At 71.7% G+C, this 13,495-nt stretch carries 13 protein-coding genes and 1 tRNA gene; 9 read left to right on the forward strand and 5 right to left on the reverse strand.

Features of this window, described 5'->3' with window-relative positions; all coding sequences use genetic code 11:
• Positions 1-98: 98 nt before the first annotated feature.
• From QM641_RS01745 to QM641_RS01755, 3 genes are read left to right on the forward strand one after another with little or no spacing between them, the layout of a single operon-like run.
• Positions 99-1,478, forward strand: a complete 1,380-nt coding sequence (locus QM641_RS01745) for a tyrosinase family protein (RefSeq protein WP_415112848.1) — start codon at positions 99-101, stop codon at positions 1,476-1,478.
• On the forward strand, positions 1,475-2,278 hold the full coding sequence (locus tag QM641_RS01750; RefSeq protein ID WP_415112850.1) for a DUF2182 domain-containing protein: 804 nt from the start codon (positions 1,475-1,477) through the stop codon (positions 2,276-2,278). Before QM641_RS01745 ends, QM641_RS01750 begins: the two co-directional genes overlap by 4 nt.
• Before the next feature lie 56 nt (positions 2,279-2,334).
• Positions 2,335-3,546: a carbamoyl-phosphate synthase large subunit gene (locus QM641_RS01755; RefSeq protein ID WP_415112852.1), complete on the forward strand. Its 1,212-nt coding sequence runs from the start codon at positions 2,335-2,337 to the stop codon at positions 3,544-3,546.
• A gap of 7 nt (positions 3,547-3,553) precedes the next feature.
• On the opposite strand, the gene QM641_RS01760 is transcribed toward QM641_RS01755, so the two are convergent.
• From QM641_RS01760 to QM641_RS01775, 4 genes are all read right to left on the reverse strand, one after another.
• The gene (locus tag QM641_RS01760; protein WP_415112854.1) at positions 3,554-4,762 is read right to left on the reverse strand and encodes an alpha/beta fold hydrolase; all 1,209 of its coding nucleotides are present in this window, start codon (positions 4,760-4,762) and stop codon (positions 3,554-3,556) included.
• Positions 4,759-6,096 (reverse strand): flavin monoamine oxidase family protein, encoded by a 1,338-nt coding sequence (locus tag QM641_RS01765; protein ID WP_415112856.1) that lies wholly within the window; start codon positions 6,094-6,096, stop codon positions 4,759-4,761. Before QM641_RS01765 ends, QM641_RS01760 begins: the two co-directional genes overlap by 4 nt.
• A gap of 79 nt (positions 6,097-6,175) precedes the next feature.
• Positions 6,176-6,745, reverse strand: coding sequence for a hypothetical protein (locus tag QM641_RS01770; RefSeq protein WP_415112858.1), 570 nt, complete (start codon positions 6,743-6,745; stop codon positions 6,176-6,178).
• Positions 6,742-7,575: an inositol monophosphatase family protein gene (locus tag QM641_RS01775; protein ID WP_415112860.1), complete on the reverse strand. Its 834-nt coding sequence runs from the start codon at positions 7,573-7,575 to the stop codon at positions 6,742-6,744. The genes QM641_RS01770 and QM641_RS01775 overlap by 4 nt, the downstream gene beginning before the upstream one ends.
• Before the next feature lie 109 nt (positions 7,576-7,684).
• Between QM641_RS01775 and QM641_RS01780 the strand changes: the two genes are divergently transcribed.
• The 5 genes from QM641_RS01780 (at position 7,685) to QM641_RS01800 (ending at position 11,158) form a co-directional block, all read left to right on the forward strand.
• Positions 7,685-7,757, forward strand: a tRNA-Lys gene (locus QM641_RS01780).
• A gap of 268 nt (positions 7,758-8,025) precedes the next feature.
• Positions 8,026-9,045 (forward strand): NAD-dependent epimerase/dehydratase family protein, encoded by a 1,020-nt coding sequence (locus QM641_RS01785; protein ID WP_415112862.1) that lies wholly within the window; start codon positions 8,026-8,028, stop codon positions 9,043-9,045.
• Complete coding sequence (locus QM641_RS01790; RefSeq protein WP_415112864.1) at positions 9,042-9,194, forward strand: hypothetical protein; 153 nt, start codon at positions 9,042-9,044, stop codon at positions 9,192-9,194. The genes QM641_RS01785 and QM641_RS01790 overlap by 4 nt, the downstream gene beginning before the upstream one ends.
• The gene (locus QM641_RS01795; protein WP_415112866.1) at positions 9,191-9,835 is read left to right on the forward strand and encodes a TetR/AcrR family transcriptional regulator; all 645 of its coding nucleotides are present in this window, start codon (positions 9,191-9,193) and stop codon (positions 9,833-9,835) included. The genes QM641_RS01790 and QM641_RS01795 overlap by 4 nt, the downstream gene beginning before the upstream one ends.
• Positions 9,836-9,973: 138 nt before the next feature.
• Positions 9,974-11,158 (forward strand): acetyl-CoA C-acetyltransferase, encoded by a 1,185-nt coding sequence (locus tag QM641_RS01800; protein ID WP_415112868.1) that lies wholly within the window; start codon positions 9,974-9,976, stop codon positions 11,156-11,158.
• Positions 11,159-11,400: 242 nt separating this feature from the next.
• Here the strand turns inward: QM641_RS01800 and QM641_RS01805 are convergent, their stop codons facing one another.
• On the reverse strand, positions 11,401-11,655 hold the full coding sequence (locus QM641_RS01805) for a hypothetical protein (RefSeq protein ID WP_415112870.1): 255 nt from the start codon (positions 11,653-11,655) through the stop codon (positions 11,401-11,403).
• A 119-nt stretch (positions 11,656-11,774) separates the two neighbouring features.
• Between QM641_RS01805 and ilvD the strand changes: the two genes are divergently transcribed.
• A complete protein-coding gene (gene ilvD / locus QM641_RS01810; protein ID WP_415112872.1) occupies positions 11,775-13,481 on the forward strand; it encodes a dihydroxy-acid dehydratase in 1,707 nt (568 codons plus the stop codon).
• The last annotated feature ends 14 nt before the right edge of the window (positions 13,482-13,495 follow it).

Below are 13,495 nucleotides of genomic sequence, written 5' to 3' on the forward strand. Positions count from 1 at the left end.
GTGCCGGGTCGGTCGATGCTCCCGGCCGAGGCCCTGGCGCCGCGGCCGCGGCGCTCGTAGGGTGAGGCCAGGATGTGGGCTGCAGGGAGGGGGCCGACATGGCCACGATCACGAGGCGAGACGTGTACGGGTTGGGGGAGCCGTGGCATCCGATCCTCCGCGCGTACGCGCTCGCGATCGGCAGGATGAAGGCGCTGCCGGCGACCGACTCGCGCAGCCTCGCCTACCAGGCGTCGGTGCACGGGTTCGGCAGCGAGAGCGATCCGCCGCCCGACCGCTTTCGCGGACAGTGCCAGCACAACTGCTGGTACTTCCTGCCGTGGCACCGGTGGTACCTGCACTACTTCGAGCGGACCGTCCGGTCGCTCCTGACCGAGATCGAGGAGGTGCCCGACGAGGTCGCCGCCACGTGGGCGCTCCCGTACTGGAACTACGCGCGGGATGCCGGTGCCGCCAAGCTCCCGCCGGAGTTCGGCTCCCCCACGCTGTGGGACGGCCGGCCGAACGCGCTCTACGACGACACGCGACTGCCCGAGGTGAACGACCGCAGCGCGGCGCTCGACCGCGTGCAGACCGTGCCCGGTCGGGGTGTCATCGACCAGCCGTTCAGCGCACCGACGAGCGGGGTGGCGACCTTCGGTGGGACGGCGTCGGGCTGGCACCACTTCCGCGAGCCGGGAGCGGTCGCCGGTGGACTGGAGGGCACTCCGCACAACGACGTGCACGGCTTCGTCGGCGGGAACATGTGGCGGTTCGCGACCGCCGGACTCGATCCGGTGTTCTGGCTCCACCACTGCAATATCGACCGATACTGGGAGGTGCGAGGACACGACGCCGATCCCTCCGGCTGGGCGAACGTGTCGTTCGACTTCCGGACCGAGACGGGTGCCGCGGTGCGGGTCGAAGCGGACGGCTGCGTGGACCCCGAGGCGCAGTTGGGCTACCGGTACGAGGACGTCACGCGGCCCGACGGGCTGCTCGGCGGGGCCGTGAGGAGGTTCGAGATGGCACCGGGACCGGAGCTTCCGCCCGAGGTGGTCGGCACGCGCGGTACCGTGCGACTGCAGGGCCGGCGCGTGGACGCCCCGATGGCGGTCGGCGCGCCCTCGGGCGACTTCCTGCTCTCGCGCGGTCGCGACCGCGAACAGCGCGTGTTCCTCACAGTGAACGACATCACCGGCGAGGCGAACCCGGGCATCAGCTACGCGGTCTATCTCGGCGAGCGCGCCGACGAGAGCTGCCGGGCCGGCCTGATCTCGTTCTTCGGCATCGAGGGCACCGGCGGAGGCGGGCATCCGCTCGGCTACGCCTTCGACGTCACCGACATCGTCCACACCCTGGAGGACGAGGGCGCGTGGAACCCCGACGACGTGCACGTCGTCTTCGAGCCCGTCGGCGCGGTGCTCGACGAGGGGCGCTCCAGAACGGAGGAGACCGCTCCGGTCGAGGTCGGCAGCGTCAGCATCGCCTACCAGTGAGCGCTCCCGCGACGCCTCGGACGGGTGCGCGGACGAGCGCACGCGTCGCGTGGGCGCGCGTGCGGATGCGGCATCCCGAGCGCGGGCTCGTCGTCGCCGTCGTCGTGGCCTGGCTTCTCGTCATCGCCCTCTCGAGGCCGGACTCCGAACCGTCGCCCGACGCCGCCCCGCTCCCGTGGTCGCACCACGCCGGCGCCGTGGGCGGAGGCGGGCTCCTGCTCGCGGTGATCGTGGCCGGCACGTGGTGGGTGCTCATGGTGGTGGCCATGATGGGGCCCGTCATGGTGCCGCGGGTCCGCGCGGTGGCCCAGCGCTGCCCGGGAAGAGTGCGCACGCGCGCGGTCGCCGAGACGCTCGCCGGCGCCCTCCTGGCGTGGATGCTGGTGGGAGCGGTCGTCGTTCCCCTCGCGGTGCTCGCGCCCCCGCTCGACGCCCGTGCGGCACCCTGGGCGTTCGCGGCGCTGTGGCTGGCCGTCGTGTTCTGGCAGCTCACGCCGCCGAAGGAGCGGAGCCTGCGCCGCTGCCACGGGGTGCGGCCGCAGCTGGGCGCCGGCACGCAGAGCCAGGTGCGCCCGGGCGCGCGCTACGCCGGCTGGTGCGCGTTGTCGTGCGGCCCGGCGATGGCCGCGATGGCCCTCACCGGGCACGGGCTCCTGACGATGGTCGTGCTGACGGCGGGGTTCACCGCGGAGCGCGTGGCGTTCCGGCCGCGTCGCGCGGCGCGCCTGGTGGCTCTCGCGATCGCGGCGGTCGCGGCATCCGAACTGCTCATCGCACTGCCGACCCTCGCGATGGCGTGAGCTGCGCCGATAGGCTGGCCGCGGCCGCCGTGCCGTCAGATCCGAGGGAGGATCCCATGCGAGTGCTGGTGACGAGTTCGCGCAATCCGTTCGCTCTGGACATCATCCGAAAGCTCGGCAGCACCGGGCACACGGTCATCGCCAGCGACACGTATCCGGGCGCGATCGGCAACCACTCGAAGTACGTCGCCGCCCACGCCACGACCGCCTCGCCGCGGTTCGACACCGACCGCTTCGTGGCGGACGTGAGCGACATCGTCACCCGCTTCGAGATCGACGTGATCCTCCCGACCTTCGAGGAGGCCTTCTACCTGTCCGCGCGCGTGGCCGACCTGCCCGGCGGCGTGCGCCTCTACACCGGCGCCTTCGCCACGCTTGCGCGCCTGCACGACAAGGTCAGCTTCCAGCGGCTCGCCGTCGCGGCCGACGTGCCGGTGCCCGAGACCGTGGTCGCCACCGACGACGCCTCGCTCACGGCCGCCGTCGCGCGCTTCCCGCAGTACTTCGCGCGCGCCGCGTTCTCACGCGGCGGCGTGGCCCTCCTCACCAACACCGGGCCGCTCGCCGGCCAGCTCGACGTCGCCGACGTCCACCCCACGCCCGATCAGCCGTGGCTCGTGCAGCCGTTCGTCGACGGGCCGATGGTGTGCACGTACAGCACCGTCGTGGACGGGCAGGTGACCGCCCACTGCACCTATCGGGCGCCGGAGCAGTGGGCCCACAGCACCGGCATCGCCTTCCTCGCCGTCGACAGCTCCCAGACCCTGGAGTACACGCAGCGACTCGTCGATGCCCTCGACCGTGGCTACACCGGCCAGCTGTCGTTCGACTGGGTCGACCACGACGGGCAGCTGTACGCCATCGAGTGCAACCCGCGCACGACGAACGGGGTCATCCTGCTCGCCGCCGAGGAGCTGTCCGCGGGACTGACCGCGACCGTGGCCGCTCCTGCGGTCGTCGAGCCCGGTGTCGAGCGCGAGATCAAGCTCGCCGTGATGGCCGACAGCTTCGTCGAGCCGCTCAGCCACCTGCCCACCTCCCTGCACGACCTGATCCACGTGCGCGACGTCGGAGCCGGCTGGCACGACGATCTGGCCATGCTGTGGGCGCCCGCGACGCTCGTGCACGGCGCGAAGCTCGAACGCGGACAGCACGAGGCGCTCCTGGAGGCCCTCGGCGACGACATCGTCTGGAACGGGGAGGAGATCGACGGCATGACGACGGCGGATGCCGCGGCACTGGAGGCCGTGCACGCCCAGCGCGTCTGATCCGCGGTCAGCGCCGCAGCGCGCGCCGGAGCCGGACTCCGGCCAGGAGCATGTCGGGGAAGCGCGCGACGAGCCCGCGGTGCGGCATCCGATCCATCGCGGCGCCCTCGGCCGGAAGCAGCCGCTGCTCGCCTGCGACGAGCCGCCCGAGCGTGTGCATCAGAGCGAGCGGATGCGACTCCAGCGCGCTGTGCCCGTTGTCGATCCGCGTCAGCACCGCATCGTGCGCAGTGCTGGCGACCCGTTCGGCGATGGCGGGCGGCGTGCGCAGGTCGCGTTCGCCGACCAGCAGCACCATCGGCCACGGGAAGCGCGCCGTGAGGGCGGGCAGGTCGAACGGCTCGCCCGCGAAGGCCGGGAACCGGTCGGCGATCGGCGCGTAGGTCAGCGCGGGGTCGAGCGGCCCGCCGTCGGGCGGGGCGCCGTAGTTCAGCTCGCGGAACGCGAGGGCGCCCACGACGTCGAACTCGTAGACGCCGGGGACGCGGAGGATCGACGCGCTGCGGCTCGCATACGTCTCCAGCACCGCCCACACCGCATCGCGACGACCGCGCAGGCGTCGGGTGAGAAGCGGCAGCAGCAGGGCCGGGCCGCCGACCTCGTACGCCGCCCGTACGACGTCGAGCAGGCGCCGCTGATCGGCGCCGTCCTCGACGAGTCGGCGGACGGCGGCCGCCTCGACGGTGTCGGGGTCCCAGAACAGCTCGCGGATGCGGGTGCGCTCCAGCGGCAGGTCATGGGCGGACTGGAGAGCAGAGTCCAGCAGCATCCCGGCGACCCGGTCCGGATGCCGCACGCCGAAGCCCGACGCGACGTAGCTGCCGTACGATGAGCCGGAGACGAACGCCGCATCGACGCCCTCGTGGTCGAGCACCGCCGCGAGGTCGTCGATCGCGTCCGTCACCCGCATCGCCGAGGGCGGCAGCGCACGACCGGCTGGATCGGCTCGCGACAGGCCCACCCCGCGGTGCTCCACCATGATGACGTCGAGCCCGCGGGCGGCGGCGCGGTGCCGGAGGGCGCGGTAGGGGAGGATCGAGGCCAGTCCCGGTCCGCCCGGGATGACCACCGTCGGCGTCGCGGTGCGCGGCCCGGTGCGCGCGTAGGCGAGGTCGAAGGCCGGCGACGCGGCCGTCGCGGGGCGGCGCACGCGGCGCAGCCCCGGCGTCGATGCGGCCAGGGTGCGCACCAGCCGCGACGCGCCGGACGTCGTCACGGGCGTCGTGCCCTGGCCCACACCGCGTCGATCGGCACGTCCTCGCCGAGCACGGCGACCGCGGCGCGGTGGCCCGAGCACAGTGCCGCCGTCACCGTCGCCGGGTCGTCGGTCCACGTGGCCTCACCGGCCAGGTGCAGCACGCCACCGACGGGCATGGCGAGGTCGTCGTGGTCGGCGGTGGTCGACCCCACCGTCATGTACGCGTACGAGCCGCGCGCGAACGGATCGTCCTGCCAGGCGGTGCGGTGCACGTGCGTCGGCTGCGGCACGCGGTCGCCGTAGAGCCGCCGCAACTGCACGAGGATCGCGTCGACGACCCGCTGGTCGGGCCACTCGCGCGTGGCGATCGCCGCCGGCCCCGCGGCGAAGGTGAGAAGCGTCGGCGTGCCGTGCAGCGCCGTGAGGTCGTACCAGGAGTGCCACCAGCGGCTCTCCGGACCCTGCTGACGGATCGCGTACACGCCGTCGTCCCAGAACCGCTCCGGAAACCGCAGGAAGACCTTCTCGAACGCGTTCATCCGCAGGCGCTCGAGAGCCCCCGAAACCGGCTCGGGAAGGGGCGGCTCGATCGCGAACGTGTCCGACTGGAGCACGCCGACGGGGACCGTGACCACGGCGGCATCCGCCGTCAACGTGCCGTGCGCGGTCGTGACCGCGACCCCGTCCGCGCCCCAGCGCACGTGCGAGACGACGTGACCGAGGCGCACGTCGAGCCCATCCGCCAGGTGCGCGGGCAGCGCGTCGTACCCGTCCGGGAAGACGACCTCGTCGCCGTCGACCTGGTCGTCGTCGAGGCCGTGGGCGGCCAGGTCGTCGATCCACACGCCGTACTGCTCCTCGGAGCGGTGCTCCAGGTACTCGCGCACGCGCTGCGCGCGCTCGTCGTCCCACCCCTGCAGGGCGAGGGCCGCGTCGGTCACGTCGCGATACGACGCGTCGGGGGCGGATGCCGCGATCACTTCGCCCAGCGCGGCATCGACGGTGTGGATGTCGGCGACGAAGGCCTGGGTCTCGGCATCCGTCAGCCGCACGCCGTCGGGGCCGTAGTAGGCGATCGGCCGGCTGTCCGGCTGGTAGCCGCCGACCGTGAACTCCACCGTGCGCATGCCGAACGCCTCGGTCGTCGCGTGAACGGGGCTGTCGGCGATGCCGTGGATCCACGAGGCGCCGAGGTCGGTCACGAGCCCGTCGCCGCGCTCGGTCCAGACCCGGCCGCCGACGCGGTCGCGGGCCTCGACGACGACGACCCTGCGCCCGGCGTCGGCCAGCAGCCGAGCGGCGGTGAGCCCTGCCACTCCCGCGCCGACGACGATCGCATCGAACCGGTCCATCCCGACCTCCTCACCGGCGCGGCTGCCGCGCACTCCGACGCTAGCCACGGCGCGACCCCGGCGCCAGGGGCTCGGTCGGTCAGGCTCCGGGTCGGTGGATCAGGAGGAGCCCCTGGCGCGTGTCCGAGAAGGTGACCCAGCCGTCGCCGAAGAGGTAGGTGAGGCCGTAGCCGTCGGCATCCGTCGTCATCGCCGTGGCCGGATCCTCGGTGATGTAGACACCGGCATCCGTCTTCTCGCGCAGCCACCCGGCCGACTCCAGCGCGCGCTGCGCCTTCGTCGCGTTCGCTGCGCTGATGCTTCCCCAGGCGAAGGTGAGGAGGTTCCCGGTCGCGTTGCTGTAGTCCGCCCACGTGCACGAGATCCCGTGGTCGATCTCGACGCCGCCGACGACGAACGGCTCCTCGCGCACCGTCCAGCCCTGCGCGGCGGTGGCCTCGGTGACCTCGGGCGCCACGAGCTCGTCGCACGTGGGAACCGCCGCCTCCGACGCCGCCGTCGACGCTGTGGGCGTCGGAGTCGCCTGCGCGGTCGCGGTCGACGGCGACGAGGCGGTCGCGGTGGTCTCGGGTGCGGGGGACGACGTGCATCCGGCCAGCAGCAGGGCGGATGCCGCGAGTGCGGCCAGCAGCGCGCAGCGGCGACTCATCGCTCCTCCGCAGGGGTGTGCAGGAGCTCCAGGAACGCGTCGTGCAGCACGCCGTTCGTGGCCAGCGACGATCCCGACGCGATCGAGTCGGCGCCCTCGAAGGATGTGAATCGGCCGCCGGCCTCGGTGACGATCGGCACGAACGGGGCGATGTCGTACTCGCGGACGCCGAACTCGGCGACGAACTCCAGGCGCCCCTCCGCGAGCAGGCAGTAGGGCCATGCGTCGCCATAGCCGCGGTCGCGCCACACCGCGCGGCTGAGTCGCAGGAGCGCGTCGGTGTGACCGGACTCGTCCCACTGCGCGATGCTCTGGAAGCTCACGCTCGCCTCGTCGAGCCGCGCCACCGCCGAGACGTGCAGCCGCCGGGGCGCGCCGCCGGGCGTGTTCGTCCATGCGCCCAGGCCCGTGGCCGCCCACCAGCGCCGGCCGATCGCGGGTTGGCTGGCCACTCCCACCCGCGGCACGCCGTCGATCGCGAGCGCGATGAGCGTCGTCCACATCGGGATGCCTTTGAGGTAGTTGGCGGTGCCGTCGATCGGGTCGATGATCCATTGGCGGGCGAGATTGCCGGTCGCGCCGTACTCCTCGCCGAAGACGCCGTCGCCGGGCCGCTCGGCCTCCAGGACCGCGCGGATCGCGCGCTCGGTGGCCAGGTCCGCCTCGGTGACGTGGGTCGCATCGGGTTTCGTGCGGATGTGCAGGTCGGGCGCGTCGAAGCGTGCCATCGAGACCGCGTCGGCGGCATCGGCGAGCCTCAGGGCCAGGTCGAGCTCGGCGTTCAGGTCCTCGTCGACGGTCGGGTTCCAGGAGGGCGTGGGCGGGCTCATCGTCACTGTGCCTACGATACGGGGCCGCTGCGTCGCCGACCTGGGTGATTCGTCGGAACCGGCGCCGTGATGCTAATGTTGACCCTCGGTTCGCCTCGCGCGAGCCGATGCGCCTCTAGCTCAATCGGCAGAGCAACTGACTCTTAATCAGTGGGTTCTGGGTTCGAGTCCCAGGGGGCGCACCGCAGGGAAACGCCTGGTCAGAAGATATATCTTCTGGCTGGGCGTTTTCTGTCGTCAGCGCCAGGATCGGCCGATGCCAGGGGAATTGCTAGGAATGGCGCCCAAACATGCCCGTCAGAGCGCGCGCGGCGGCCTCTGTCTGGGCATGTTGGACCGACTCGATCTCATGGCCGCAGATCATCGCCGTAGCACAAACGGAGATATACTCTCCGGTTCGTGCTACTCTCTAAACGGAGAGGACATCTCCGCAAATGAGGAGAGAGAAGCATGAGTGGAAGAGTCCTGGTGACCGGCGGCACCGGCTACGTCGGCGGGTGGGCGATCGTGGCGCTGCTGGAACGCGGCTACGACGTGCGGGCGACCGTGCGGTCGTCCGGCAAGGAGGCGCTGGTCCGTGCTGCGGTGGCGTCCGAGGTGGACCCCGGTGATCGGCTGAGCTTCGCGCATGCCGATCTACTGCAGGATGAGGGCTGGGACACCGCGATGGACGGGATCGACTACGTCCTTCACATGGCCTCTCCGCTCGGCGATGAGAGCTCGCGGGATGCCGACGCGCTGATCGTGCCCGCGCGCGACGGCACTCTCCGGGTGCTGCGAGCGGCGAGCCGAGCAGGCGTCAAGCGCGTCGTGATGACCTCGGCAGCGAACGCCGCGAGCCCCACGTCCTACACCGCCGAGGGAGTGACGGACGAGACGCTGTGGACGATCGACAGCCCCTCGCTGCCGGCATATCGTCGGTCCAAGACGATCGCGGAGAGGGCGGCGTGGGATTTCATGGCCGCGAGTTCGGGAGGGACAGAGCTGACGACTGTGCTGCCCGGAGCGGTGCTCGGCCCCGTCCTGACCGCCGATAACGTCGGCACGGCTTCGATCGTGCAGCGGATGCTCCGCGGGACGATGCCCGGAGCTCCCCGGATCGGTCTCGAAGTCGTTGACGTGCGCGATCTGGTCGACCTGCATATCCGCGCGATGACCGAGCCTGCGGCGGCCGGTCAGCGATTCCTCGGAACCGGCCCCTTCATCTGGATGGGCGACATCGCCAAGGTCCTGGGGGACCAGCTCGGGGACGCGGCCGCGAAGGTCTCGACTCGCGTACTGCCGAACGTCGTCGTGCGGATCGCGTCGATCCTCGACCCGTCGTTGCGGGCGATCACCATTTCGCTCGGACGCCGCAACCGTCACAGCACAGCCAAGGCGCAGCGAGTCCTCGGCTGGGTGCCCCGTCCGGCCGAGGAGACGGTCGTGGACTGCGCCAAGAGCTTGATCGCGCACGGGGCAGCCTCGTGAGCGCGCCTATCGCTGCGGTGACCGGCGGTGGCATCCGGCGCTGGTGGATGCTTGCCGCGGTCGGTGTCGCGCAGTTGATGGTCGCGCTTGACGCCACCGTGGTGAACGTGGCCCTGCGTACCGAGGAGGATGACAGGATCGCAGTATGAGCACATCCGAGCGCAGGCCAGCGCGACGCGACTCGGTGCGGAACCGGCAACTGCTTGTCGAAGCCGCCCGCGAGGTCTTCGCTGAACGCGGCTTCGGGGCCACGCTCGATGACATCGCACGTCACGCGGGCCTCGGCACCGGAACCGCCTATCGCCACTTCCCGAACAAGCAGGCCGTCGCCGCCGAAGTTCTGCGAGGCGCGACGGAGCAGATCGTCACCGATGCTCATGAGGCACGAGAAGTCTCCGATCCCTGGGCCGCACTCGTCCAGTTCTTCGAGCGCGTCGCGGAGCGGCAGGCGGCTGACCGCGGGCTCTACGAGACGTTGATCGGAAAAGGGGACTACGAGGCGCAGGCAGAGATCTGGCCTCGCATCGTAGCGGCGGTGCGGCAGCTATTCGACCGCGCCCACGAGGCCGGAGCCATCCGTGCGGATGCAGTTGCGGAGGACATCGCTGCTGTCTTCGCGCTACTCGGGCCGGCCTACGCGATGGGTCGCAATGTGCATCCCGAGGTCTGGCGTCGCTACCTCGTTCTCCTGCTCGACGGACTTCGCGCGGAGGGGAGGACGACCTTGCCGGGGCCGCCGCCGACGGCTGCCGACATCCCTGCGCTCCTGGGCACCGGGAAGCAGTTCTAGAGGCTGCGTACGGTGTTGATGAGTGTGGTGCAAGCGCGGGTTGCCCCTTGGACATGGCAGGCGAGGTCGCCGCGCCACTCGTCGCGTTCGTAGCAAAGGTATTCCCGGCACGCCGAGGCGGTCTCTTAGGCTGAAGCCATGATCGTCGACGACGTCGTGGTGGTGGCCGCCGCCCGCACCCCGCAGGGCCGCCTGATGGGTCGGCTCTCGTCGCTGAGCGCACCTCAGCTGGGTGCGATCGCGATCCGCGGGGCGCTGGAGCGGGCCGGTGTCCCGGCATCCGCCGTCGACGCGGTGATCGTCGGGCAGGTGCTCGCGGCCGGTGCGGGCCAGAATCCCGCACGGCAGGCCGCTATCGGGGCGGGCCTGGGCTGGAATGTGCACGCGGCGTCGGTGAACAAGGTGTGCCTCTCCGGCCTGACCGCGATCATCGATGCGGCCCGGATGCTGCGGGTCGGCGACGCGACGGTCGTCGTCGCGGCGGGCATGGAGTCGATGTCGCAGGCCCCGCATCTGCTGATGGGCTCGCGCGAGGGCTGGACGTACGGCAGCGTGCAGGTGCTCGACCACCTGGCCTACGACGGTCTCACCGACGCGTACGACCACGAGAGCATGGGCGCCTCGACCGAGCGGCTCAACGAGCGCTACGAGGTGACCCGCGAGGCGCAGGACGCCGTCGCCGCCCGCTCGCACCAGCGCGCCGCCGCGGCGCAGGCGGCGGGCCTGTTCGACGCGGAGCTCGTGCCGGTCGAGGTGCCGCAGCGCAGGGGCGACCCGCTCGTCGTGAACGCGGACGAGGGGGTGCGTCCCGACACGACGCCCCAGACGCTCGCGCGGCTGCGGCCGGCCTTCGCCGAGGGCGGCACGATCACCGCGGGCAACTCCTCGCAGATCTCCGACGGCGCCTCCGCGGTGGTGCTCACGACGCGCTCGCACGCCGACGAGCACGGCTGGGAGGTGCTGGCGGCGATCGGCGCGTGCGGGCAGGTCGCCGGCCCCGACAACTCACTTCACGCCCAGCCCGCGCGCGCGATCGCGCAGGCGTGCGAGCGCCAGGGGATCGCGGCATCCGACCTGGACCTCATCGAGATCAACGAGGCGTTCGGTGCGGTGGTCGCCCGCTCGCAGGCCGAGCTCGGGCTCTCCGACGACGTGGTCAATGTGCACGGCGGCGGCATCGCGATCGGCCACCCGATCGGAGCCTCCGGCAACCGGCTCGTGGTGCACGCCGTGCACGAGCTGGTCCGCCGCGGCGGCGGCACCGCGGCCGTCTCTCTGTGCGGCGGAGGCGGTCAGGGCGACGCCCTCATCCTCACCCGCTGAGTCTGTCCCGACGTGCCCGCTGAGGGCCGGCTCAGCGTACCGCGGCATCCGTTCACGTGCCCGCGGCGCCCACCAGGTTCGGAGAATCGCGCGAAGTTCGGAGGATTTGGGCGAGATCCTCCGAAGTACGCGCGACTCTCCGAAGTTCGTGCGCCGGAAAGGCGGAGTGCGGGCGGGCGAGCACGCGGAGCGGGGCGGATGCCGGCCGCCCGGCCGGCCGCCCGGCCGGGCGCGCGGAGCGCTCAGCCGCGCAGCCGCTTGCGGAGCTGCTTCTGCTCCTTGCTGACCAGCGGCGACTCGGGTGGGACGGCCTGCCCGGCGTTGGCGCGCTTCGTGTCGACGATCGCGCCGATCGCGAGGGCCAGGGAGATGCCCCAGCTCGCCAGCAGCATCGCGGTGCGCCAGGTGAACGGCTCTCCACCGCGCACGCTCCGCAGCAACGACATCCCGCTCGTGATCGTCGCGAACAGACCGGAGCCGAAGATGTAGGCGCGCATGGCACCACGCTACCGCGCCGATCCGCGGCGCAGTGCGCCGAAACGGCGGGAGCCCCGGCATGCCGGCGAACGCCGGCGTCACGCAGGAGTACGCGGCTGCGCGGGAATAGACTGAGGGAATGCCTCAACCCGACCAGAGCATCGACATCAAGCCTCGGAGCCGCGCCGTCACCGACGGCATCGAGGCCACCACCTCGCGCGGCATGCTGCGCGCCGTCGGCATGGGCGACGAGGACTGGGACAAGCCCCAGATCGGCATCGCGTCGAGCTGGAACGAGATCACGCCGTGCAACCTCAGCCTCGACCGGCTCGCGCAGGGCGCGAAGGAGGGCGTGCACGCCGGCGGCGGCTACCCGCTGCAGTTCGGCACGGTCTCCGTCTCCGACGGCATCTCGATGGGCCACGAGGGCATGCACTTCTCGCTCGTGAGCCGCGAGGTCATCGCCGACTCGGTCGAGACGGTGGTCATGGCCGAGCGCCTCGACGGCACCGTGCTGCTGGCCGGCTGCGACAAGTCGATCCCCGGGATGCTGATGGCCTCGGCGCGGCTCGACCTGTCCAGCGTCTTCCTCTACGCGGGCTCCATCGCCCCGGGCTGGGTGAAGCTCAGCGACGGCACCGAAAAGGACATCACGATCATCGACTCGTTCGAGGGTGTCGGGGCGTGCCTCGCGGGCCGTATGACGGAGGCCGATCTCAAGCGCATCGAGTGCGCGTTCGCCCCCGGCGAGGGTGCCTGCGGCGGCATGTACACCGCCAACACCATGGCCTCGGTCGCCGAGGCGCTCGGACTGAGCCTTCCCGGTTCCGCCGCGCCGCCGTCGGCCGACCGCCGCCGCGACGCGTTCGCGCACCGCTCCGGCGAGGCCGTCGTGAACCTGCTGCGGCTGGGGATCACGACGCGCGACATCCTCACGCCCGAGGCGTTCGAGAACGCCGTCGCCCTCGCGATGGCCCTCGGCGGCTCGACGAACGTCGTGCTGCACCTGCTGGCCATCGCGCGCGAGGCAGGCGTCGAGCTGAGCCTGCACGACTTCAACCGCATCGGCGACCGGGTCCCGCACGTGGCCGACATGAAGCCGTTCGGCAAGTACGTCATGAACGACGTCGACCGGCACGGCGGCATCCCGGTGATCATGAAGGCGATGCTCGACGAGGGGCTCCTCCACGGCGACGCGCTGACCGTCACCGGCAAGACGCTCGCCGAGAACCTGCGCGACCTCGCCCCCGACCCGGTCGACGGCGAGGTCATCCGCCGGTTCGACAACCCGATCCACGCCACCGGGGGGCTCACGATCCTGCACGGCTCGCTCGCCCCGGAGGGCGCCGTCGTCAAGACCGCCGGCTTCGACGCGGCCGTCTTCGAGGGACCGGCGCGCGTGTTCGAGCGCGAGCGCGCCGCGATGGATGCCGTCGCGGAAGGCACGATCGAGCCGGGCAGCGTCGTGGTCATCCGCTACGAGGGACCCAAGGGCGGCCCCGGCATGCGCGAGATGCTCGCCATCACGGCCGCCATCAAGGGCGCCGGCCTCGGGAAAGATGTACTACTCTTGACAGACGGTCGATTCTCCGGCGGCACAACCGGCCTGTGCATCGGCCACATAGCACCCGAAGCGGTGGACGCTGGTCCCATCGCCTTCGTGCGCGATGGTGATCTGATACGGGTCGATATCGCAGCTCGCACCCTCGACCTACTCGTCGACGACGTCGAGCTGGGCTCCCGCCGCGAGGGCTGGGAGCCGCTTCCTCCGCGCTATACCCGTGGCGTCCTGGCCAAGTACTCCAAGCTCGTGCACTCCGCTGCGGAGGGCGCGATCACGGGGTAGCAGGCCGTTCCGAC

The sequence above is a fragment of the Microbacterium sp. genome (genome assembly GCF_047605725.1).
In the GTDB taxonomy this organism is placed as follows: Bacteria; Actinomycetota; Actinomycetes; order Actinomycetales; family Microbacteriaceae; genus Microbacterium.

What these genes read in the sequence shown, in the direction of transcription:
- QM641_RS01755 (WP_415112852.1), top strand. Translation starts at nt 2,335, where the DNA reads ATGCGAGTGCTGGTGACGAGTTCGCGCAATCCGTTCGCTCTGGACATC.
- QM641_RS01745 (WP_415112848.1), top strand. Translation starts at nt 99, where the DNA reads ATGGCCACGATCACGAGGCGAGACGTGTACGGGTTGGGGGAGCCGTGG.
- QM641_RS01785 (WP_415112862.1), top strand. Translation starts at nt 8,026, where the DNA reads ATGAGTGGAAGAGTCCTGGTGACCGGCGGCACCGGCTACGTCGGCGGG.
- ilvD (WP_415112872.1), top strand. Translation starts at nt 11,775, where the DNA reads ATGCCTCAACCCGACCAGAGCATCGACATCAAGCCTCGGAGCCGCGCC.
- QM641_RS01805 (WP_415112870.1), bottom strand. Translation starts at nt 11,655, where the DNA reads ATGCGCGCCTACATCTTCGGCTCCGGTCTGTTCGCGACGATCACGAGC.
- QM641_RS01770 (WP_415112858.1), bottom strand. Translation starts at nt 6,745, where the DNA reads ATGAGTCGCCGCTGCGCGCTGCTGGCCGCACTCGCGGCATCCGCCCTG.
- QM641_RS01795 (WP_415112866.1), top strand. Translation starts at nt 9,191, where the DNA reads ATGAGCACATCCGAGCGCAGGCCAGCGCGACGCGACTCGGTGCGGAAC.
- QM641_RS01800 (WP_415112868.1), top strand. Translation starts at nt 9,974, where the DNA reads ATGATCGTCGACGACGTCGTGGTGGTGGCCGCCGCCCGCACCCCGCAG.
- QM641_RS01775 (WP_415112860.1), bottom strand. Translation starts at nt 7,575, where the DNA reads ATGAGCCCGCCCACGCCCTCCTGGAACCCGACCGTCGACGAGGACCTG.
- QM641_RS01765 (WP_415112856.1), bottom strand. Translation starts at nt 6,096, where the DNA reads ATGGACCGGTTCGATGCGATCGTCGTCGGCGCGGGAGTGGCAGGGCTC.